Annotated in this window: 20 protein-coding genes and 1 rRNA gene; 8 read left to right on the top strand and 13 right to left on the bottom strand. The window is 41.5% G+C overall.

Going from position 1 to position 22,085, the window contains the following annotated elements; all coding sequences use genetic code 11:
* The 5 genes from rrf to HDC33_RS00025 form a co-directional block, all read left to right on the top strand.
* Positions 1–95, top strand: a 5S ribosomal RNA gene (rrf, locus tag HDC33_RS00005); the annotation flags it as partial.
* 415 nt (positions 96–510) lie between these two features.
* Positions 511–1,338, top strand: coding sequence for a YihY/virulence factor BrkB family protein (locus tag HDC33_RS00010; protein ID WP_179390503.1), 828 nt, complete (start codon positions 511–513; stop codon positions 1,336–1,338).
* On the top strand, positions 1,338–2,009 hold the full coding sequence (locus HDC33_RS00015) for a response regulator transcription factor (RefSeq protein WP_179392549.1): 672 nt from the start codon (positions 1,338–1,340) through the stop codon (positions 2,007–2,009). Before HDC33_RS00010 ends, HDC33_RS00015 begins: the two co-directional genes overlap by 1 nt.
* Positions 2,006–3,385, top strand: coding sequence for a sensor histidine kinase (locus HDC33_RS00020; protein ID WP_179390504.1), 1,380 nt, complete (start codon positions 2,006–2,008; stop codon positions 3,383–3,385). Before HDC33_RS00015 ends, HDC33_RS00020 begins: the two co-directional genes overlap by 4 nt.
* 75 nt (positions 3,386–3,460) lie before the next feature.
* Entirely contained in the window at positions 3,461–3,859 is a 399-nt protein-coding gene (locus HDC33_RS00025) for a hypothetical protein (RefSeq protein ID WP_179390505.1), read from the top strand.
* Positions 3,860–3,938: 79 nt separating this feature from the next.
* Here the strand turns inward: HDC33_RS00025 and HDC33_RS00030 are convergent, their stop codons facing one another.
* The 9 genes from HDC33_RS00030 to HDC33_RS00070 form a co-directional block, all read right to left on the bottom strand.
* A complete protein-coding gene (locus HDC33_RS00030; protein ID WP_179390506.1) occupies positions 3,939–4,283 on the bottom strand; it encodes a MaoC family dehydratase in 345 nt (114 codons plus the stop codon).
* Positions 4,280–4,675 carry an FAS1-like dehydratase domain-containing protein gene (locus HDC33_RS00035; RefSeq protein ID WP_179390507.1) on the bottom strand — a complete coding sequence of 132 codons (396 nt, stop codon included), beginning with the start codon at positions 4,673–4,675 and terminating at the stop codon, positions 4,280–4,282. Before HDC33_RS00035 ends, HDC33_RS00030 begins: the two co-directional genes overlap by 4 nt.
* On the bottom strand, positions 4,672–5,769 hold the full coding sequence (locus tag HDC33_RS00040; RefSeq protein WP_179392550.1) for an acetyl-CoA C-acyltransferase: 1,098 nt from the start codon (positions 5,767–5,769) through the stop codon (positions 4,672–4,674). Before HDC33_RS00040 ends, HDC33_RS00035 begins: the two co-directional genes overlap by 4 nt.
* The gene (locus tag HDC33_RS00045) at positions 5,765–7,231 is read right to left on the bottom strand and encodes an AMP-binding protein (protein ID WP_370457382.1); all 1,467 of its coding nucleotides are present in this window, start codon (positions 7,229–7,231) and stop codon (positions 5,765–5,767) included. Before HDC33_RS00045 ends, HDC33_RS00040 begins: the two co-directional genes overlap by 5 nt.
* A 158-nt stretch (positions 7,232–7,389) precedes the next feature.
* Positions 7,390–7,941, bottom strand: a complete 552-nt coding sequence (locus HDC33_RS00050) for a biotin transporter BioY (protein ID WP_179390508.1) — start codon at positions 7,939–7,941, stop codon at positions 7,390–7,392.
* A gap of 164 nt (positions 7,942–8,105) precedes the next feature.
* Positions 8,106–10,247 carry a type IA DNA topoisomerase gene (locus HDC33_RS00055; protein ID WP_179390509.1) on the bottom strand — a complete coding sequence of 714 codons (2,142 nt, stop codon included), beginning with the start codon at positions 10,245–10,247 and terminating at the stop codon, positions 8,106–8,108.
* Between the two features lie 209 nt (positions 10,248–10,456).
* Complete coding sequence (yiaA, locus tag HDC33_RS00060; protein WP_370457443.1) at positions 10,457–10,873, bottom strand: inner membrane protein YiaA; 417 nt, start codon at positions 10,871–10,873, stop codon at positions 10,457–10,459.
* 1,049 nt (positions 10,874–11,922) lie between these two features.
* Complete coding sequence (locus tag HDC33_RS00065) at positions 11,923–13,407, bottom strand: DHA2 family efflux MFS transporter permease subunit (RefSeq protein WP_179390511.1); 1,485 nt, start codon at positions 13,405–13,407, stop codon at positions 11,923–11,925.
* Positions 13,408–13,977: 570 nt separating this feature from the next.
* Positions 13,978–15,465, bottom strand: coding sequence for a peptide MFS transporter (locus tag HDC33_RS00070; RefSeq protein ID WP_179390512.1), 1,488 nt, complete (start codon positions 15,463–15,465; stop codon positions 13,978–13,980).
* A gap of 813 nt (positions 15,466–16,278) precedes the next feature.
* Here HDC33_RS00070 and proS point away from each other — a divergent pair.
* The 3 genes from proS to HDC33_RS00085 all read left to right on the top strand — a co-directional run bounded on the left by proS (position 16,279) and on the right by HDC33_RS00085 (position 19,384).
* Positions 16,279–17,718, top strand: a complete 1,440-nt coding sequence (gene proS / locus HDC33_RS00075) for a proline--tRNA ligase (RefSeq protein WP_179390513.1) — start codon at positions 16,279–16,281, stop codon at positions 17,716–17,718.
* A 204-nt stretch (positions 17,719–17,922) separates the two neighbouring features.
* Positions 17,923–18,657 carry a sulfite exporter TauE/SafE family protein gene (locus HDC33_RS00080; RefSeq protein ID WP_179390514.1) on the top strand — a complete coding sequence of 245 codons (735 nt, stop codon included), beginning with the start codon at positions 17,923–17,925 and terminating at the stop codon, positions 18,655–18,657.
* A 127-nt stretch (positions 18,658–18,784) separates the two neighbouring features.
* Positions 18,785–19,384 carry a short chain dehydrogenase gene (locus HDC33_RS00085; RefSeq protein ID WP_179392552.1) on the top strand — a complete coding sequence of 200 codons (600 nt, stop codon included), beginning with the start codon at positions 18,785–18,787 and terminating at the stop codon, positions 19,382–19,384.
* Positions 19,385–19,636: 252 nt separating this feature from the next.
* Here HDC33_RS00085 and HDC33_RS00090 read toward each other — a convergent pair whose 3' ends face one another.
* The 4 genes from HDC33_RS00090 to HDC33_RS16735 all read right to left on the bottom strand — a co-directional run bounded on the left by HDC33_RS00090 (position 19,637) and on the right by HDC33_RS16735 (position 22,023).
* Positions 19,637–20,455, bottom strand: a complete 819-nt coding sequence (locus HDC33_RS00090; protein ID WP_179390515.1) for a purine-nucleoside phosphorylase — start codon at positions 20,453–20,455, stop codon at positions 19,637–19,639.
* Positions 20,456–20,540: 85 nt separating this feature from the next.
* A complete protein-coding gene (locus HDC33_RS00095; protein ID WP_179390516.1) occupies positions 20,541–20,804 on the bottom strand; it encodes a hypothetical protein in 264 nt (87 codons plus the stop codon).
* 17 nt (positions 20,805–20,821) lie between these two features.
* Positions 20,822–21,331 carry a DHHA1 domain-containing protein gene (locus tag HDC33_RS16730; protein WP_370457383.1) on the bottom strand — a complete coding sequence of 170 codons (510 nt, stop codon included), beginning with the start codon at positions 21,329–21,331 and terminating at the stop codon, positions 20,822–20,824.
* Complete coding sequence (locus HDC33_RS16735) at positions 21,295–22,023, bottom strand: alanyl-tRNA editing protein (RefSeq protein WP_370457384.1); 729 nt, start codon at positions 22,021–22,023, stop codon at positions 21,295–21,297. Before HDC33_RS16735 ends, HDC33_RS16730 begins: the two co-directional genes overlap by 37 nt.
* Between the last annotated feature and the right edge of the window lie 62 nt (positions 22,024–22,085).

Consider the following 22,085-nt stretch of genomic DNA (forward strand, 5'->3'; position numbering starts at 1 on the left):
GTCACACCCGTTCCCATACCGAACACGGAAGTTAAGCTCTTCAGCGCCGATGGTAGTTGGGGGTTTCCCCCTGTGAGAGTAGGACGTCGCCGGGCACAATGAAAGAAAGGTCATTACCACTAGGTAATGGCTTTTTTTTGTTTTCACTTTAAAATTGATGGACGCTTCGAGTTTTTATTCGCAATGGGATAGGCGTGATATAGTCGATCTTGATTGCAATATGATTGGTCAGCCTGGTTTTATGGTCGGACAGGATTACGATATGATTGGTCGACTAAGCTATATGATCGGTCAGGATTACAATATGATTGGTCGACCAAGTTATATAATCGGTCTGTCATAAAATATGGTCGGTAACCTCATTTATAAAGTCACACGCAACCTCTCTCCATCGTAAATCCTCGTATAATTTATTTTCCACAAAAAGATTTATCTATTTATCAATTTTCCTTTGTGGTTATCCTATGGCTTTGTTCGGAATAGGGTATATTGAAAGGGGGAGGTTTGCAGATGACAATCATTAAAAATGTATTGGTACGCTTTTTCAATGAACGTTTTTTTGATCAGGCAGCGCAGACGGCATATTATCTCCTACTGTCCATGTTTCCATTTTTCCTCTTCATCCTATCCTTGTTAAGTTTATTTCCAGTTAATGAAGAGATGCTTCTCACATTTCTGAGACCTTTCACGCCTGTTGAATCGTTCGCTATAATAGAAGAGAATGTGCAAGCGGTTCTTAGTAAAGGGCATGGAAATGTACTGTATGCAAGCCTTATCGCGGCATTCTGGGTTACTTCGATGGCAGTACAATCGCTAGCGCGTTCACTTGATTTGGCGAATGGCTATGTACGCCGTTATGCATTTTGGAAAGTGCTGATACGTGATCTTGGCGTCACACTTCTCTTTATGCTGGTTATTCCACTATCCTTATTCCTTCCAATTATTGAGAAGGCGTTATTTAGAGTAGTAACTTATTATGATACGATTGAGGAATGGCAAGGTTGGTTTTATATATGGCCGAATGTTAAATGGGGGCTCGGGTCTTTGTTTCTGTTCCTGTTTTTCCTTTTATTTTATAAAGTCGTACCAACTGGTAAGATGAAGTTAAAAGAAGCATTTCCGGGAGCATTCTTTTCCGCATTTGGTTGGCAGTTATTTTCACTTGTGTTCGGCGGCTATGTTTCGAACGTTGATTATACCCGTTTATATGGTCAACTATCGGGGATTATTTTGCTTGTTATTTGGTTCTATTTAACAGCAGTCATTATTTTGCTTTCAGGTTTGTTAAATGCGGAGTGGAGGAAGTCGTCCGATAGGAAAAGGAGGCGTGTGACTTGATGAAAATACTTGTGGTGGATGATGATCCGAATATTTTAGAGCTGGTCAGTATTCAACTGTCACAGGCTGGCTATGGGGTTATGAAAGCGTCAGACGGTTTTGAGGCGCTAGCACTGCTAGAGGAGGAATTACCGGACTTGGCGGTGGTTGACGTGATGATGCCACGGATGGATGGGTATAAGTTGACAAAGAAGCTTAGGGCGGAGATGGATATCCCGGTTTTATTGCTGACGGCCAAAGGAGAGCTGGAAGATAAGGAAAAAGGGTTTCTCGCCGGTTCGGATGATTATGTCGTGAAACCGTTTGAGCCGAAGGAATTATTATTTCGGATAAACGCGATTTTGCGTAGATACGAAAAAGCGGTTGATGTGTTTATTCAAGCGGGACCGTTGAAAATAAATCGCCAGAGCTATGAAGTTTCTATTGGAAAGAAAGTGCTGCTTCTTCCTTTAAAGGAATTTGAATTACTTTCAGTTCTGGCGTCTCGCTTGAATCATGTGTTTACAAGAGAAATATTAATTGAGCGTGTATGGGGCTATGACTACGAAGGTGATGAACAAACGTTGAACGTACATATCAAACGAATCCGCGACAAGGTAGTGAAGCTGACAGATGAAGTGACGATTTCAACGGTACGAGGTGTGGGATATAAGCTTGAGGTATCATCTTGAGATCGCTTTATGGAAAGTTTATAGCGTTTACGATTGGCATTATGCTAACGAGCTCTCTGATTGCATTTCTTGCGGTCAATACATATTACCATCAGCAGTTGAAAGGGCAGAATGACGAGAAAAACATGAACATTGCCAAGAACATTGCATCGTTCATTGAATCCGATAAGGAACTAGATTTGGAAAACTACTTGCTAACGCAGTCCTCCGTAGGCTATAAGCTCTATGTTGTTGATGAACACCGAGAGGCAACTATGTATGGAGAAGCATTCCGGGTCGAAAACCTTTCAGATGAAGTTATAAATCGGGTACTGAACGGAGAAGTGTACCACGGGATGGGAAATCTACCGAGTGAAACATTTGTTACCGGGTTTTTCTCGAATGAATTAGCAAATACCGTAGGGGTACCTTTTGAATCTAGAGGAGAAATCTATGCCCTTTTTCTACGCCCTGACATTAAGATGCTCTTTACAGAAGTACATTATATCCTTGGCGGAATGGTGCTTATCATGGCGATTTTCAGTTTGCTGGCGATGTTGATCGTGGCTAAGATGTTGATTGACCCCATTACGAAATTAACCGCTGCGACGAAGAAAGTTGGGGAAGAACAGTTCTCGGGGACGCTTAATATTAACCGTAGAGATGAAATCGGGCAACTGGCAAAAAGTTTTCAGCTGATGATGAAGAAGCTCAGCGAAAATGACCGGATACGAAAAGAATTCATAAGTGATGTGTCACATGATTTCCAGTCACCGCTTCTTAATATTAAAGGGTATGCAGAGCTACTGTTGGACGATGCAATACCGGAGGAATCACGAAGAAGTTATGCATATGTTATCCAATCAGAAACGGAACGCTTATCATCATTGACGAAACAACTGTTGCTTCTTACTTCGCTCGATCAGTTAGCATCCCCGCTTGAGAAGAAGCCCTTCGACTTGGACGAGCAGTTGAAAGAGACGGTCCGTAAGTATAGATGGCTGCTGGAAGAAAAGGAAATGATGTTAGAAATGGATATCGAAGAGGTCCGTCTCACTGGCGATCCTGCCTTCCTTGAAAAAGTTTGGGAGAATCTTTTATCGAACGCGATAAAGTATACGGAAATTGGTGGAGCGATTGAAATTGTGTTAACAGATGAGGGAGAGCACGTGAGAGTTTTTGTACGGGATAACGGGATTGGAATCGACGATGTAGCGCTCGGGCGTATATTCGACCGTTTTTACCGGGCGGATAACTCTCGGACCAGGGAAACAGGAGGAACTGGTCTGGGATTATCGATCGTCCAGCAGGTCGTAAAACTACACGGAGGCAAAATCGACGTCGTTAGCAGTAAAGGCGAAGGCACAACGTTTACTATCTCTCTTCCGAAACAGTAATGTCTTGTTCATCTTCCGTTCATATAGGGAGTTTAAAATAAAGGTATATCATCAACAACATAGGAGGAATTCTACATGCAGGAAAAATGGAGTTTACGACTTATTCGCATAGCAGCAATTTTTGGATTAATCGGGACAGTATTAGGTTCGCATATGGCGGGCGCGGGATCATACGCATTCCGTCCAATCCATGCACATATTCTTTTGGTCGGTTGGTTGTCCTTATTTGCTTGGGGCGTCTTCTATCGAATATACAAAGTCCGGGCAAAAAAACTGGTTGCGATTCATGGATGGACGGGAATTATTGGGGCAATCGGTCTGACATCAGGTATGTGGCTACAGTTCATGCAACCGTTTGGAGTGAATGAAACACTATCACTCATCCTTTATATCGTTGGCGGAACCATTCTACTCATCAGCTTTGCATTGTTTGTTATTATCACATTTTTAACTGAGAAAGAAAGCAAACGATAGTGCTAAACTGGGTCTAGCCGTAAAAAAAAGTCACTTCCTATGTAAAAACAGGAAGGGACTTTTATTGTTTGATTATAATTTACACAATTATAATTGATCCTTTAATAACGATTTTCCCTTCGCATATGCCTACAACTTGAAGTCTATCTGCATCGTACACGACCTGTAAAGCTACGATGTCTTCTGCATGAATAGGCGAATAAAAGTCAAGTTCATATTTATATGGGAAGTCATTAGGTGTTAATATACTGCTTGAAACCTTACTCCAAACTTTCCCCATTATGAGCATGCCATGAGCGATTCTTCCTGAAAATCCATAATTTCTGGCTTGTTCTTCATCCAGATGGATTGGGTTATGATCACCGGAAACGCCCGCATAATTTTCGATGTCTTGCTGGGTTATAAATAATTGTATTTCGATCATGCCAATTCACCCGAAACGAGTTGAGAAATGCCACTAAAACACAAATCCCCTTCATGATTGTATAGAAAAAGCGTCTGTTTACTGAATGTATGCCCTTTGCGTACCTTTACATCAGATAAGGAGATAAAGCCGGTATATATTTCACCTATGTACATTTTTCTATGATTTATGCATTGCTGTTTACGAAGGATAACAGGGGCTTGCAACATCCATGGTATTTCGAATGATTTATAGAGGGTCATCGGCATTGCAGGAGGGACTGGGATTGTCCGAAACCCCAATTGCTGTGCACTCTCCTCGCTGTCGTATACGGGATTCAAGTCGCCAAGCACTTGGACGTATTCTTGCACGTGCTTTTTCTGGAAAATGAACGTCTGTTTTTCTGTTTTCACCCAATCACCTCAAATAGAACTGCTAGACCAACACCGCCGGCACTTCCAATGGAAGCGAGAACATATTTCATCCCTTTTCTTCGTTGAACTTCATAAAAAAGTCGGGTGACCATAATTGCACCGGAAGCCCCGTAAGGATGTCCCGTCGTCAAAGCACCACCGGAAACATTTAATTTTTTGTATGGAATCGCTAATTTTTGCGCGCATGCAACGATTTTTGAAGCGAAGGCTTCGTTGATTTCAAATAAGTCGATGTCCCCAATCGTCAGACCGTTTCGATTCAAAAGCTGCCGGATTGCTCGAACTGGAGAAATTCCGGGATAGTCAGGGTGTATTCCACTCACTGCACTGTCGGCAAATCGCAGAACGGGCTTCATATTGAGTTCCTTCGCAAGTTCTTCTTGCATGACGAGTACTGCCGCAGCCCCGTCGTTAATGCCACAGCTGTTTGCAGCGGTAACGGTGCCAGCTTCTTTTATAAAAATAGGTTTAGCGCGTTTTAGCAGCTTTTCCATATCGCGTTCTTTATAAAAGCTTTCATCTATATTCATTTTTCCAAATTCAACAATTTCTGGTTGATAAAAACCTTCACGATAAGCACTCCAGCTACGATTGTAACTGAGGAGTGCAAAGTCATCCTGGATCTCTTTAGTAATTTTGTATTTTTGTGCGACGTTTTCTGCAGCCACGCCCATATCAGGGTCACCTAAACGGTCTGGAGAAAATCGTGCTCTTCGCGGAAACGGGGAAGTGCTGGCACTTTCCACACCACCTGCGATATAACAGCTCCCTGCTTTCCCTTGAATGTAATGGCATGCTGTCCGAATGGCTTCAAGGCCCGCGCTGCATTGCCTATCAATCGTCATTCCGGTTACCGATAAAGGAAGCCCTGATTCCAATGCGGCTAAACGGGCGATATTCCCCCCGGGTCCTACAACGTTCCCGAGAATGATTTCATCTATTTCATGTGTAATCCCTGTCGATAATTCTCGGAGAAGAGGCGCTGCAAGAATATGGGGTTCGATATCCCGGAACATTCCATCTTTTTTCCCAATAGGTGTCCGTTTCGCTTGTACGATTACTGCTCTGTTAATTTCTGACCACCTCAGTTTCAACTAATTGTTGAACATGCATGCGGGCAATCTTACCGCTAGTCGTATGGGGCATCTCTTCGACGAAAAACCATTTACGAGGAAGTTTGTAAGAGGATAGATTATCCATACAGTGCTTTTTTAATTCCTTCTTGGATGCATGTCCTTTTATGACGGCAACCGGTATTTGCCCCCAGTACAGATCACTTATGCCGACTACGGTTGCTTCTTCTACATCGGGATGCCTCAGTAGGACAGTTTCAATTTCTTCAGGATACACATTCACGCCACCGTATAAAATCATGTTTTTCTCACGCCCGACGATGTATAAGTAACCGTCTTCATCTAGATAGCCTATATCATTCACTGTTACCCAATCTTCGTTATCTTTTATTGATTGAATAGTATGTGATTGGGGGTGAATATAGCCGTCAAAAACCATTTGACTCCTGACAAAAATGGTGCCTATCTCCTGAGCTGAAGCTTCATCCAGATGTGCATGTCTGATTTGAATTTCAACGTTATGAAAAGGTTTACCTACTGAACCGGGTTTGTCCCTATCGCTGTCATTACACAAAAAAGATACGAAACTTAGTTCACTCGCCCCGTAAAACTCGAACATCTTTACATGAAGGAACTGCTCCTGGATTTTTCGTTTTGAATCTTCTTCCCATTTTGCTCCCGAAGATATGATTTGTACGGGCTTATCGATGATAACATCTTCTAGAAGCATCGCCTCTATCATTGTAGGTACGACATACAGTATTGTTATCTGGTAGTTTTTGATGAAGTTCAGTGCAAGTAGGGGAGAAAACGTATCTAGTAAGTAAATGGTTCCGCCTAAGTACAATACACTGATTGCCCCGTATAGAAAATGGGAATGGATGAGTGCACCTGGAATGAGAACATGATCAGTTTTGTCTATGTGAAAATCATGCCGGCTACATTCGAAACTAGCAATCCATGAATTATGGGAACGGATAAAGGCTTTAGGTACACCGGTTGTTCCGGAGGTGAAACCCATGTAAAAAGGCATTTCTCCAGAGATATCTCCAGTCCATGAAGAATGACACTGTTGAATTTGCCTTAAAGCTTCTTCCCAAATGATGATAGTGTACGCAGTGCCAGTTATACGGTCTGCCAATTCGGCGGTTGTAATGAGGACTGACGGGGAAGAGATGGTCAAGCGCTGTTCGAGCTCAGCCGGCTTCCACTTGGCATCGAATGTGGCGGCGACACGGCCCGCCATGGCGGTACCTGTAAAGAGTTGAAGAAAAGCGATGCTGTTCGGCATGAAAATACCGATTGTGTCAGAAGTACCTGTTGTTGAATGTATCCAATTCGCTGTCTTGCAAACGACTGTATGCCACTCGCAGTATGTTATTGCTTCGGATGCTGTTTGAATGGCAATTTTATCAGGGGTGCTACGAACTTGTTGTTGGTATGTACTTGTAATTGTCGGCACATGAATTCTCCTTTTTGTAAGAAAAGCGCAAGGCGCGGTTCAGCCCCCACAGCAAAAGGGCAACGGACCGGCGAAATTTCCGGGCTGCTTATGACCCGAGGGGTTGGCACCTGGAGTATAGACACCGACCCAGGTAGAAATTTTTCACCTAATTAACTTTAGGTGAAAAGTAACTTACGGTTGAAGACAGGATACTTCTTTAATTTGACGACTAGAAATGTTGCAATGGTCGCTTTCATGATATCGCCAGGCAAGTAGACAAGACTCATCTTGACCGCAAGGAGCAAATCGATATTCATAATGAAAGCTTGTACAGGTATGCCAAACAAATAAATGAGGAAAATACCAACAGTCAGGTTGATGGGTAAAATAGTAGCAACCCGAACTTTTTTTAAGCGGGCCTGAATAGTCCCTAAGCAAAATGCTGTTATGGGATAAGATAGCAAATAACCCGCACTTGGTCCAACAAATACACTGAGACCGCCCCGACCGCCTGACAAGAGTGGAAGGCCCGCAGCAACGAGCAATAAGAATACGATTTGACTGATTGCGCCTAAACGGGCACCTAAAATACCACCGGCCAGTAGCACACCGATTGTTTGAAGTGTGATTGGAACGGGTGTAAATGTTAAGAAGATGGGGGGAAGTAACCCCAATGCTCCCATAATTGCGGCGAATAAAGCAACATGTGTCATTTCTTGAATTTTCATAAGACATCCCCATATATAGAATAATTAGTTCATATCAATTATTCTAAGCTCCACCGACTAGTTGTGTCAACACGAAATTATATATGGTTAACATATTATGATTTGGAAAAGAAAATATCCACCCCAATAAGTTTGAGGTGGATATCATTTATGGTTCAAAACGTTTAGAACTCAATGTTTATTTTCCCATTCACAAGCGTTAATGCAGCATCAAATTTCTTGTCGGAATTGGAGATAAAGCCTTTTATAATGTTCGTTTTCCCTTTTGTACAAAGTAGTTTAACTTGAGTGGGCGTGAGCTTTTTCTTCAAAAAGACAGCGGGGAATGTCTGCTTGCATCCACTTGCATATGCACTACAGCCGTAAAATGCCTTTCTTGCGACGATGACGCCTTGTTTACAGGAAGGACATGATACGATGCCGTTTTGAACGGTTCCCCCAGATGAGGAGGCAGAAGGAGAAGTCAGTTTCACATCAATCTTCTGCGATTTTAGCTGACCCGGCACTTCTTCCAATAAGCTATAAATGAACTTCGCGATGCTCCCTAGAAAACGTTCCTGCGTTCCTTCACCGTTACCGATCTTTCGCAAATATGCCTCCCATTTGGCTGTCATGGACGGGCTTGCGAGAAGATTCCCTTCGATTGCCTGACAGAGTATACGACCTTTATCGGTAATGGAAACGATGTTTTTGGTCACGTCGATATAACCGTGCCGTTTGATCGTTTCGATGATTCCGCTTCGGGTCGCTTCTGTACCGAGACCTTCAATTTCCTTCAAAATATCAGTTTCTTTTTTATCCTCTACGAGCTTCCCGCAAGTTTTCATCATTGCAATAAGCTGGCCTTCTGTATACGGTTTTGGCGGCATCGTTTTGCCCTCTTTAATGCCGATATCACTTTCAACGGGTTCATGCATCGTAAGCGGGGGCAGCGTTGGTTCTTCTTTATCCTTATCGTTTCCCTTTGCTGAACGGACAAACAACGCTTTCCATCCTTTATCGCGTTCCGTCTTACCGACCGTGAAGAAGGGGAGGTCGTTAACATCTGTCGTCACTTTCGTTTCGGTGTACAGATAATCAGTATGGAATATAGCTAGTGTGGTACGGACAACTTCTTCATATAAGTTGCGTTCAATGGTAGATAATCCAGCAAGCACCCCTTGCGCTGGGATTTTCTTCGTCGGAATGATCGCATGATGCTCCTGTACTTTTGCGCTGTCAACGTAGCGCTTTTTCGGAGCGAGTGATGCGATAGGGAAAGAGTGGCCGATAAGTTGTTGATATTCAGTCACTTGTCCGGCAAGATAGTTGAATTCACTTGGTGTGATATATCGAGAATCAGTCCTTGGATACGTCACAAGTTTCTTTTCATAAAGTCCTTGCATCGTCTTCAACACATTCGCGGGACTCGTCTTCCATAAGCGGTTTGCCGTTGCCTGCAGAGTAGACAATGCGTGCAACTGAGGCGGCGGCGTCCGTTTATCGACTGTTTCTACGGAAGTGACGACACCCGGTGATTTTGGATGAATGTTATGTTTTGCAAGAAGTTCACGGATAATTTCTCTCTTCGGTTCCTTTGCTTTCGCTTTCCCTTTGTACGTTCCGTTTTCGGCAGTAAACGTTGCTTCAATTTCATAAAACGGTTCTGAAACGAAAGCTTCAATTTCCTTTTGCCGCTGATAAATAAGGTAAACAGTCGGTGATTGTACACGCCCAATTGAAAACACGTCCCGGATTCCGCGTGCTTGCAACAGAAGTGAATAAAGGCGAGAGCCATTCATCCCGACGAGCCAATCACTGATTTGGCGGGCTTTCGCTTCCTCATACATTAAAAGGTCTTTGCGGTTGTCCTGTAAATTCGCAAATCCTTTCCGCACTTCATCGACTTCGAGCGAATTGATCCAAAGCCGCTTTATCGTTTGGTTTTTAGCGCCTGTTTGATAATAAATGCTATAGAAGATATTGGAACCTTCACGATCCACGTCGCACGCGTTAATGACAGTGTCTGTCCCTTTAATGAGCTTTTTTACAATGGTGAACTGCTTGCTTTTCCCTTTTGCAACCTGAAACTCATATTGTTCCGGCAAGATTGGCAAACTGGCGAGAGACCATTTGGCCCATTTAGGATCATACTCTTTCGGTTCTTTTAATTCGACAAGGTGACCGATTCCCCAGGTAATATATGCCCCGTCCGAAAAAATAGGGGAAGGTAAGATTTCCAAATAGCCTTCATGTCGACGCACTGAAAAAGCATCCGCATATGCTTTCGCCTGACTTGGTTTTTCAGCAAGAATGACTGGTTTCATAACAACACCCCATTTCTTTGAGCGATAAAACATTCGTTCTTATCATTAGATTATCACATAAGTAAAGGAGGTTTCCAAATTCATAGTTAGGTAGGGGGGTGTTTGGGTGATTGGTATTTTTTTTAATAAGCATAACCCCGTTCTAGATTTAGAACGGGGTTAACATATTGTTGTTTAATTCGACAATCGTCAAGTCAACGGAAAGTAACTTAATCTATTTCTCTTGCCTTCTGTGTATCTCTAACATTTTTCTGAACTGTTATCGTTGCAAATATACTTAGAACAAAAGCCATACCATAAAATCCTTTTTCACTTAAAACGATACTTCCTGCATTGTATAAACCGATGGCCATTAATAAAATAGATATGATAAGTGCAAACCAGCTAATACCATAATAAACATTTGTGACTGGTATTCCTTCATCTTTATCTCTTACTGCTTTTTGTAAAGATACAGATGAGTAGAGTCCGAATATTAAAATTGCAAAGTAGTAACCTTTTTCATTCAGTTCCATAGCTGCATTATACAAACCTAAAAGATAAGCTGATACTCCTATTAACAGCGCTGCCAAGGAAGCTCCTTTGAAAGTTGCAGTGGGTTCTCCATGTTTTCTTTCTACTTTCATCTTTGAATCACTTTGCTTTCCCTTATTAAATAGATCTTCATTATCGTTAGTCAATAAATGTTCCCTCCCCTTTAGACAATCATATCCAAACGAGTATAAATCGGCAATTTTTTAAAAAAATCCCATATTTTCTACAAATAGTCGAGATTTATTTTAATAATTCTCTTCGTAAATAAGAGTAAATAACCGTTTGATATAGCTGAATGGGGTTTTCTTATTATTGGAAACCTTATATTCGTATTTACTTGGAAGAAGCGGTAATGAAGACAAATTTCACGATACCTATTTCTTTAGTGTTCTTTAGACTCTTTTCATGAGATTTTCACAATGGTGAATCGCTTTCTTTTCCTCTTGATACCTGAAAACCATATTGTTCCGATTAGATGGGCAAACTGGCGAGGGTCCACTTGGTACATTTAGGATTGTACTCTTTCAGTACTTTCAACTTAATGAGATGGTCGATTCGCCAAGTAATATATGCACCTCCTGTAAGAGTTGAAACAAACGTGAAATTCGTTTTTGTTTGGGTGACTGCCACCCTTTCACTAATATGCGGCAACCTGTTCAGGTAGACTCCTACTTCACCAAAGGAATTGCCGTAGGGAAAACACTGAGGGGCTGGTTTGATCTGGATTATGCTTTAAAGCGTTGGTTTGGGGGATTCTCGTACAGCAGATCAATTTGACATACAAGTAATCATTATAAAGGCGGCTGGTTGAAAAATTCGGAAGGTCAATTGAATGGGAGGGGCGTCAGTTTTGGATTTTTCCTGAAGCGAAAGACATTGCTAACCTGACAATTGAAGACATAGCCCCGATAGCTGATGTCGGGTTGCATATTGCAATTAAACATGTAACAGGTGCAGAAGAGAAGCCGACGAAAGAAGAAATATTGAAACTAACTGCCTTCGGTAAGGCTGGAGATTCTATGCGACTTTTCATTTTTTGGCGATTTTTGTATTGAATTAATACGAGTACATCTTTTATTGAAATTAAAAAAGCCTTTCCTCCAACATCTAAGTCGTGGGAAAGGCGCTTGATATGTCATTATCAATTATTCTTTTTGGTTGGTTCATCCATTTCTCTGAGCTCTGCACGATAAACAGTAAATGCCAAGATAACAGCTACGATAGATATGGCAAAAGCGATGAAATAAACAAGTTCGACACCCGCTACCATTGCTTCTCTAATTGTAGCTGGGTCATTAGGTGTATCTGCTTGTTGTAAAAACTTAAGTTGCCTAGCATTCATGATACTAATAAACACGGATACACCGATTGCACCTGCCACAGGCTGTAATGTCGACATAACTGCGGTTCCATGTGGGTATAGTCGTTTAGGCAACTGGTTTAAACCGTTTGTCTCAGCAGGCATCATGATTGCCGAAACTGCTAACATTAATAAAATATAACCGACGATGACAACCCATAAAGAAGTTTCAGTCGTCAATCTACTCATCATAAACATTGTTCCGCTTAAAACAAGTGTTGCAGGAATCATCAACACTCTAGGGCCGAACTTATCAAAAAGATGCCCCATAAACGGTGACATAATTCCATTCAAAATACTTCCTGGTAGGAGCACGAGTCCCGCTGTAGCTGCACTTAAGGCTAAGGGACCTTGCATATAAATCGGCAAAATAATCTCTGACGCGAACATTGCCATGATAATAATTAAAAACATCAAAACTGCATGTGTAAACATAGGGTATTTAAACACCCTTAAATCCATGACAGGTTCTTCAAGTTTTAATTGCCTTATTACGAATAATGCAATCCCAGCGACTCCAGCAATGACCGCAATCAACACATTTGTACTCAAAAATCCATCCGCACTTTCTCCCACTGAACTAAAACCATAAACAATGGATCCGAAACCAATTGTTGAGAAAATAATGGATATGATATCAATCTTCGGCTTGGTTACTTCTGAAACATTAATTAAATATTTGTAAGCAAAGAAAATGGAAAACAAAGAAAATGGAATGACAATAATGAACAAATAGCGCCAACCTAAGTATTCAACAATAACACCAGAAAGCGTAGGTCCAATTGCGGGTGCAAACATAATGACAAGTCCTACTAAGCCCATAATTTTCCCGCGGTTATGTGGTGGGTAAATGAGTAAAAATACATTAAAAATGATAGGCATTAATAATCCCGTTCCAATTGCCTGGATTAATCGACCGACTAACAAAATTGAAAACGTTGGTGCACTCGCACATATAATTGTCCCTATGGTGAAAATAATCATTGTACTTAAAAATAATTGTCGGGTTGTATACCATTGGAGTAATAATGCGGATACAGGGATTACAACTGCCATCACAAGCATGAAACCTGTCGCCATCCATTGAACAGTCGTTAACGGTATTAAAAACTCTTCCATCAATGTGACGAGCGCAATATTTAATAGCGTTTCGTTTAATATCGCGAAAAAAGCACCAATAATTAGGGAAAGCATAATAGGTATAACCTTGACGTTCGGGTTATCCGCCAAATACTCGTACTTCTTTGGTTCTTCATTATCTATCATATACAAAGATCTCCTTCTGTCCGTATTATTTTTTAATCACAATTTCTAGCTTGTGTTCTAAGTAGACGAAAAGGAGTATATCTACATAATTAATCCGGGACGAGAACATTTTTCATCTTACAATAAGAATAGAGAGATGGATATGTTTAGAACAAAAAAAGAGAGAGTAGACCCTCTCCCTGTTTAATCTGGTTGAATTCCCCAAAAGTCAGACCTATTCGAATTCTGCACACAAGTAGAGACTTCATAGCTATTCACTAAGCCAAGCAAAGTGAATCGAAACCATACAGCTGCCGTTTTAATCCAATACTGAGTTCGAAAATTGTAAGATAATCCTATCATAACTTAATTTTGATAGCAATAACGTAGTTGGTCGGTTCATGAATGAATGAGTGACAGAGACCCAAAATAACTCATTTACAACTGTTATGATAGCGCAATAGGTGTGTAACCAAATTTGGTTACACACTCACTAGCATTGCGTAGTATCCAAATCAAAAAAGAATTGAAGGGGCTATCCCATAAGTCGTTGAATTCTCGACTTATGGGATAGCCCCTTTTTTCACTTTATTAACGAATGCCCCTCATATACCGCTGAATGATGGGCGAAGCTAGATAGAGAACGATACTAAGGATAATCGCAATCCCACCGATGATTCCGAAGTACATCATTTCCGTTTCTGCTGAATAGAACTTGACGATTTGTGCGTTTAGTGCCTGTGCGGCTGCATTGGACAGGAACCAGAGGCTCATTGTCTGTGCGGAAAACGCGGCAGGTGCCAACTTCGTCGTTGCTGACAAACCAACGGGGGACAAGCATAATTCACCTATCATGACGATGAGGATACTAAGCACGAGCCAAAGAGGATTGACAAGTGTATCCGTTCCTCCGAAATAGCCAGGTAACAGAATAACAATGAACGATAATCCTGCAAATAATAACGCTAATGAAAACTTCTGCGGAATTGAAGGCTGACGGTCGCCAAGTTTAACCCATAGCCAAGCGGCCACTGGGGCAAGTAAGACAATGAACAGTGCAGGTAAAGATTGGAACCAAGCTGGAGAAATCTCGAATCCCATAATATTGAGTTGCGTCCGCTTATCCGCATAGAGCGCAAGAATCGTCGAACCTTGTTCAGCAATCGCCCAGAACATGACAGAGGCCAGGAAAAGTGGAATATATGCGATAATCCGAGATCGCTCAACTTCATTTGTTTTCGGACTTCTGTACATGACAACGAAATAGATTGTCGGAATCAGGAATCCCAGAACTCCGACAAATGTGACGAAAGATGCGATTGTAAGGAAACCGATTGAACTGGCAACTATAACGAGTGCAGTAATTGCAACTGCAGCGATTGAGAAAATGGTGAATACTTTTTTCTTCTCAACCGGTGACATTGGATTTGGGACTTGTGTACCTGCAAGCCCTAGATTTTTTTTCGTTAAAACAAACACAACTAAACCCAAAAACATCCCGATGGCAGCAATACCGAATCCAAGATGGAAACTTTTTTTCATCAGGCTACCGATAATGAGCGGTGCAGTAAATGCGCCCAAGTTAATTCCCATATAAAAAATACTGAACCCAGAGTCGAGCCTGTTATCGTTTTCTGGATAAATGTCGCCCACCATACTCGATACATTTGGCTTCAATAGGCCTGTCCCAAGAACGATTAGCACCATAGAAGCGAAGAACATTGAAATGTTTCCGGGAATCGCAAGCGCAATATGTCCGAGCATAATTAGGATTCCGCCATAGAAAACCGCTTTTGACGTACCGAATAGCCGGTCTGCAAGCCAACCTCCGATAATCCCCGACATATAGACGAGTGCGCCGTAAATGGACATGATCGATAGTGCCGTCGTCTCATTTATTCCGAGACCGCCTTTTGTTACTTCGTAATACATATAATATACAAGGATTGCTCTCATTCCATAATAGGAGAAGCGCTCCCAAAATTCTGTGAAGAATAACGTAATTAAGCCTTTAGGGTGTCCAAAGAAACCTTTTTGAGGGACACTTTCTGCTATCTGTTGTCTGTTTAAGTTGGGCATACCGAATTCTCCTTATGAATTTTCTCATCATACAATAAAGCGCTTTCATTTATTGGATAGTAATGAAAGTTTTGAGTGAAAAAGTGTGTATGGGCCTTTGTAAATGGAACCTTTATTCCCCAGTGGCTTCCTGCTAGAGGAAAGAATAGTGATGTAGTCATTGTCCCCTTATCTACAATAGAGCTTTTTATTATTTTTACAAGCATTTATTTTGAATGTTCGTGTTAGCGTGGAAGTCTGTTGAAATATCCCGTTTTTTCTAATATATTCATCAATTTATGGCAAGTTTGTATAGGTCGCGATTATTTGTTATATTATAAGTAATATAAAATCTTTGACGTGACCAAGTAAATAAGAATTGTGAAACAGAAAGTATAGCGACTTACTGAGAGCTATACCACCGCTTCTTGTTGAAACCTACCACTGAGATGTTATGACAACATAACCGAGTCGTTTTCGTTACCAAACGTTTTAGAGGGCTTAACATGTCGTTAAGCTAAACGAAGGTGGTACCACGTCTACTCAGCATAAAGACGTCCTTACATGAGGGCAGCTTTGTGTTTTTTTGTGTCCAGATTCAGAGCGCCCTGCGCTTTACTACTCGGTTCGCTGTCTAGACTCCAGGCGCCAACCCCTCGGGTCATAAGCCGTTTTGCTGTGGGGGCTGAAGTACGCCTCCTCGTGCCTGCGAGGAGGCAGGTATGCAGTCGTTGCGACAGGACGTCGCGATCTTAGACTGCCTTCCATTTCACTTATGCCTGTCGGGGATGGACGGCGCCTTACGCTTTTCTAATTATAGGGGAGGTACTACTAATGACCAATCAACAGAAAAATGATTTCACAAGTTGGTATATCGACACGATTCAAAAGGCGGATTTAATGGATTACACACCAGTCCGCGGATGTATTGCATTCAAACCGGATGGCTATGAAATTTGGGAGCATATTCAAGCTGAGATGGATAGGCGTTTTAAAGAGACGGGGCATCGTAATGCCTATTTCCCGATGCTGATTCCGGAATCGTTCTTCCAAAAAGAGAAAGACCATATCGAAGGATTTTCACCGGAGCTTCCATGGGTCACCGAAGCTGCAGGCGAAAAATTAGAAGAGCGTTTAGCACTTCGTCCCACTTCTGAAACGATGATCGGACATCTGTATTCGGATTGGATCAAAAGTTATCGAGATCTACCTGTGTTAATCAACCAATGGGCGAACGTCTTCCGCTGGGAAAAGAAAACACTTCCATTTATTCGGACGTCTGAATTTTTATGGCAGGAAGGGCATACCGCTCACGTCGATGAAGAGGAAGCACGTACAGAAACAATGCAAATGCTCAACATCTATAAAGAAGTCGTAGAAGACCTATTGGCTATTCCAGTATACGACGGTCAAAAGACACCTTCCGAGCGTTTTGCAGGAGCTGTGGATACGTATTCCATCGAAGCGATGATGAGGGACGGAAAAGCGGTTCAAGCAGGGACTTCACATTACTTAGGAACAAAGTTTGCAGAAGCATTTGATATTAAATATTTAAATAAAGAAAACAAGCATGAATTCGTCCATACAACTTCTTGGGGGACTTCCACACGATTGATCGGTTCTGTCATTATGGTTCACGGGGATGAACAAGGTCTCGTATTACCACCCCGTGTCGCGCCAACACAAGTTGTATTAATTCCAGTAGGGCCGTGGAAGAAAAACCCTGAAATTATGGAGAAATTAGATGAAGTTTATGCGGAACTAAAAGCGAAGGGGATTCGTGTGCGCTTGGATGATTCCGATCAATCACCTGGGTACAAATTTAATGAGTGGGAATTGAAAGGCGTGCCAGTTCGAGTGGAATTAGGACCTCGTGACTTGGAAAATAACCAAGTGATACTAAAAGCACGCGATGAGGAAGAGAAAGTATCCGTTGATCTTCCAACTGTAGCGGACTGCATTGAAGGCGCATTAAACACGATGCAAACACGCTTATTAGAAAAAGCGCGTGCATTCCGTGATAAGCATTCCCATACACATGTCGATTCACTAGCGCAATTAACAACCCATATTGCGGATTCAACGGAAAGCGGAGAAATCCCTGGATGGATCCTAGCGGGATGGTGCGGAAATGACGCTTGTGAAGAACAAGTGAAAAAAGAAACGAAGTTCACAACACGCAATATTCCATTCAACCCGCCAGCTACGAAATCAACATGCATCAATTGCGGACAAGAAGCAAAACACACCGTTTGGTTCGGTAGAGCCTATTAACTCTGTGGTGACAGGCACTTGGTTAATCGTGAAAGTTCAAACAATCATGTTTGTTTGAACTAACATGATTGTTTTGGTGCCTGTCACCATTTCTCGTCTCATTAGTTTTTCGAATGGACTTTCATTCATACAATTGAATTTATTTATGAGTCAATGAAGAATATGCTAGTCATATAGAGGTTTTCAGGGAAAGAAGGATACTATATGGAATACATTATGCTTTACTTCATCGGCTTTGCTGCAACAACGCTTGGAACTTTGGCAGGGGGCGGTGGACTCATCAGCTTACCGGCTATGTTGTTGATGGGATTACCGGTACATTCTGCAATCGGGGCGAATAAAGTATCAAACACAGTAAGCTCATTTTCGAGTTTTCTTGTAATTTATAAAAATAAAGAAGTAACGGTGAAAGAAGCGCTTACGGTTGTCCCTATCAGTCTTGCTGGCGGAATTACCGGCGGGGTTATTGCGTCCTTCTTAAAAGAGGAATGGATGATTGTTATCGCGATTGTACTTTTAACATTTGCGTTCATCACATCTTTTCTTGGAAAAGCGGACTTTGATGGCAATGAGCCATTTCGTGTAACTAAAAAAAGTGCTTCTTCATTATACGGAATCGGTATATACGATGGGGTTTTTGGTCCGGGAAGCGGGACGTTAGCATTATATTTATATGCCCGATTACAAGTTTCTTATTTGAGGGCGGTCGGACTGTCACGTATCATGATTTTTTCGAGCTGTTTTGGAGCATCGATCAGTTATATTTCGACGGGGAAGATCATATGGCCGCTCACGATTGCATTAATGCTGGGTTCGATAAGTGGTGCGCAGCTTGGTGTACGCCTCGCACGTAAGTTGAAAAGTGAGCATGTTAAACCAATCCTTCGTACTGTCACGGTCCTTCTAATCATGCAAATTGTTGTGGAGTATTTTGGATGAGTTACTAGAAGTACAAAGTAGCGCATCCAACTTATATTCCGGGAACATTTTTCATAATTAATGCATCTGTTAAGTATCATGGAAGAATAACTAGATGACGCTAGAAACTTAAAAAGGAGGATTACATATTAAAATACTTGTCGTGGGTGCAAGTGGAACGATTGGAAAAGCAGTGACGGAGGAATTAGAAAAAAATCACGAGGTGATTCGCGCGGGGCGAAATGGTGCTGATGTATCCGTTGATATTACGTCAGTGGAAAGCATTAAGAAGATGTATGAACAAATTGGCAAAGTTGATGCGGTAATAAATGCGGCAGGACGTGCCCATTTTGATGCAGTTACGGATATGACTCCCGAGTTGAATGAAATAGGAATTGATAGCAAATTGAAAGGGCAAGTTAATCTAGTTCTATTAGGTTTTGATAATATGAATGATGGTGGAAGTTTCACGTTAACGACGGGCATTATGATGGATGATCCAATTGCGAAAGGAGCTTCAGCGGCTTTGGCAAACGGCGGCGTCAGAGCGTTTGTTAAAGCTGCGGCTATAGAAATGCCAAGGGGGATTCGCATTAATAGCGTAAGTCCTAATGTGTTACAAGAGTCAATGCATAGGCTTAGTGGTCTTTTTCAAGGGTTTGATGCCGTACCTGTAAAGCGTGTAGTTCTTGCTTTTGAAAAGAGTGTGTTTGGTTTACAAACAGGTCAGAATTTTGAAGTCTATTAATAGTTGTATACTTGAAAGTATACGAAAAACCTTCTGGGAAAGAATCTCAGAAGGTCTATTTCATTCATATTATTAATGTATCTTTCTATTTGAGTTAATTTTATAATAGCTTATTCTAACTGAAAATACGTATGTTCATCTAAAATTATATCGATTTATTCGTTAATACAGGGTTCGAGTTATGTTGATTGGAGCGGAAAGCAACTTTTTTCGGATTTTAATGCTTGTTTCCCTATTGTGAAATTGACTCATTTAAATACTTTTCAAGATGTTTTTAATTAAATGCACAAATGTATTTCGAGACTTAGCGGCAACTTCAATTACTTCCTTATGACTTAATGGTTCATCTAAAATCCCGCATGCCATATTTGTTAAGCAAGATATTCCTAACACCTTAAGCCCAGCATGAATCGCAACAATAGCTTCGGGTACTGTTGACATGCCAATTGCATCTGCACCTAAAGTGCGGATCATACGAATTTCAGCTGGTGTTTCGTAAACAGGACCACTCCACCAGCCATATACGCCTTCTCTTAATGTGATATCATTCTCACGAGCTACTTGTAACGCCGTTTTTCTCATTTCCCGATTATAAACTTCAGAAACATCTGGGAAACGCGTTCCTAAATCATCATTGTTTTTACCAATCAATGGATTAATACCAACTAAATTAAGATGATCAGTTAGTAACATTAATTCGCCAGGATTAAAATCTGTATTTACCGCGCCACAAGCATTTGTAATAATTAGTTTGTCTATACCTAATGCTTTCATCACCCTTACAGGAAAGGTGACTTCATCTAAGGAATACCCTTCATAAAAATGATAACGACCTTTCATAGCCACTACTGTTTTACCTTCTAAATTCCCGATGACTAACTCATTTGCGTGACCAACTGCATCTGATTTTGAGAAAAAAGGAATGTCCCCGTAAGGAATGACAACTCCGTCTTCTATCTCATCTGCAAGGCCACCCAATCCGGAACCTAGGATAATGCCTATTTCGGGAACTACATTAGTTTTACTGAAAATGTAGTTTTTTGCCTCTACTATTTCTTCTGCTTTATGCATTAGTAATTACCCCCTGCTATATTTGGTGAATGTTTTAAAAGATGTTAATTAGTTAAGTTTAGTTTTTTTATAAATATCCGTCAGTTTACGACCTTAGAATAGCATTCTTCGCATTTGAATTTCTCCCCGATTTTTGCGATAGGTAGTAGGCAATTGTCGATGAAAGGAAGATAAATATGAACGAGAAGGGAATGCTGGAAGTCCTTTCAATAACCACTTCTTGACCGGCAATAGCCTGTACAGAAGATAAGTCCGGCTTAAAGAGAAGCGTAAGAATTGCCCCTGATGAAATTTGGAGCAATAGATACAGCGCTGCAAAACTACTGATGAAAATCATATATTTTTTCATTGTTTTCACCTCTTCATCTATTTACGACTCGGATTAACTAAGGTTTCATTTATTTTAGTCAGGAACTGTTCTGCAGTTACCAACGGTTCGCCTCCACCCTGGACAAAAGCATCATTCCCGCCGCCTTTTCCATTGATGAGGGGAAGTGCAACGGATGAAATTTGCTTCATACTCGTCTCAACAGAAGCTCCACGGGCAGCGACAAACTGTAGTCGATTACCGTTTTCAGTAACGAGAAGTACAATGATATCATCTGATCCAGCTACAAGGGATCGGGCAAGTTTCTGCAATTGCTGAACAGTTCTCTCCGTAAATTGAGCTTTCACAATGCCATGCTGCTGTTGGCCCAATAAAATTTTCGCTTCAACTGCTAACAGTTCTTCTTGCGCATCTGCCAGGGATTTCTCTAGTACATGATTTGTTTCCAATAACTTTCGCACCACATCCGCAATGCCATTATCGGGTGCACTTAACAATCTTGATGCTACCGTCAATTCCTGGTTTTTTCGTTGTAATTGCTGTAACACCCGCCCGCCGCAAACGAAATGTACGCGCAATTTGCCCCGATGTTTTCAGTCGATAATATTTTCAGCATACTTACCTGTCCCGTTGTACTAGGATGAGTACCGCCACAGCCGTTGTAATCATAATTCGGGATGATGACAAGCCGGATTTCACCTGTCACCGCAAGTTGCTTGCGAAGGGGGTAGTTATGAAGATCAGTTTCCGTCACCCATTTCATTTCAATTTGCCTGTTTTCCAAAATTATATCATTCGCTGCTTGTTCCACCGCGTCTAATTGCTCAGCGGATACTTCCTCTATGTCCAAATCAATCGATACAACATCTTGTCCCAAATGGAAACTTACCGTCGGAAAGCCGAAAAGTTCAACAAATGCAGCCGACAAAATATGCTGTCCTGCATGCTGTTGCATATGGTCAAATCGTCGTTCCCAATTGAGAACGCCCTCCACTTCAGCGACGGAACCGAGACTTTCAGCAACAGTATGACGGATTTCATCACCCACCGCCTCCACATTTAGCACCGCGACGCCATTCAACGTCCCCGTATCATGCGGCTGACCTCCACCTGTCGGATAAAAAGCTGTATTGTCCAAAATGACATAGTGGTTTCCTTCTGTATCTTTTGTTGCTTTAATAATCTGAGTCGTGAAGAATTTGCAATACGGATCTGTATAATACAAACGGTTTTTTAACATACAATCGACTCCCATGGCTTTTTTCTATTTTATCATGAAAAGTGAAAAAGAGTGCCCAATCC

The organism is Sporosarcina sp. JAI121 (assembly GCF_013408665.1).
Lineage (GTDB): Bacteria > Bacillota > Bacilli > Bacillales_A > Planococcaceae > Sporosarcina.

Bases quoted from the DNA above. Each gene is read 5' to 3' on its own strand.
- HDC33_RS00065 (WP_179390511.1), bottom strand. From the start codon at position 13,407: ATGATAGATAATGAAGAACCAAAGAAGTACGAGTATTTGGCGGATAAC.
- HDC33_RS16735 (WP_370457384.1), bottom strand. From the start codon at position 22,023: ATGTTAAAAAACCGTTTGTATTATACAGATCCGTATTGCAAATTCTTC.
- HDC33_RS00030 (WP_179390506.1), bottom strand. From the start codon at position 4,283: ATGATCGAAATACAATTATTTATAACCCAGCAAGACATCGAAAATTAT.
- yiaA (WP_370457443.1), bottom strand. From the start codon at position 10,873: ATGAAAGTAGAAAGAAAACATGGAGAACCCACTGCAACTTTCAAAGGA.
- proS (WP_179390513.1), top strand. From the start codon at position 16,279: ATGACCAATCAACAGAAAAATGATTTCACAAGTTGGTATATCGACACG.
- HDC33_RS00025 (WP_179390505.1), top strand. From the start codon at position 3,461: ATGCAGGAAAAATGGAGTTTACGACTTATTCGCATAGCAGCAATTTTT.
- HDC33_RS00090 (WP_179390515.1), bottom strand. From the start codon at position 20,455: ATGCATAAAGCAGAAGAAATAGTAGAGGCAAAAAACTACATTTTCAGT.
- HDC33_RS00010 (WP_179390503.1), top strand. From the start codon at position 511: ATGACAATCATTAAAAATGTATTGGTACGCTTTTTCAATGAACGTTTT.
- HDC33_RS00080 (WP_179390514.1), top strand. From the start codon at position 17,923: ATGGAATACATTATGCTTTACTTCATCGGCTTTGCTGCAACAACGCTT.
- HDC33_RS00050 (WP_179390508.1), bottom strand. From the start codon at position 7,941: ATGAAAATTCAAGAAATGACACATGTTGCTTTATTCGCCGCAATTATG.
- HDC33_RS00015 (WP_179392549.1), top strand. From the start codon at position 1,338: ATGAAAATACTTGTGGTGGATGATGATCCGAATATTTTAGAGCTGGTC.
- HDC33_RS00070 (WP_179390512.1), bottom strand. From the start codon at position 15,465: ATGCCCAACTTAAACAGACAACAGATAGCAGAAAGTGTCCCTCAAAAA.
- HDC33_RS00095 (WP_179390516.1), bottom strand. From the start codon at position 20,804: ATGAAAAAATATATGATTTTCATCAGTAGTTTTGCAGCGCTGTATCTA.
- HDC33_RS00055 (WP_179390509.1), bottom strand. From the start codon at position 10,247: ATGAAACCAGTCATTCTTGCTGAAAAACCAAGTCAGGCGAAAGCATAT.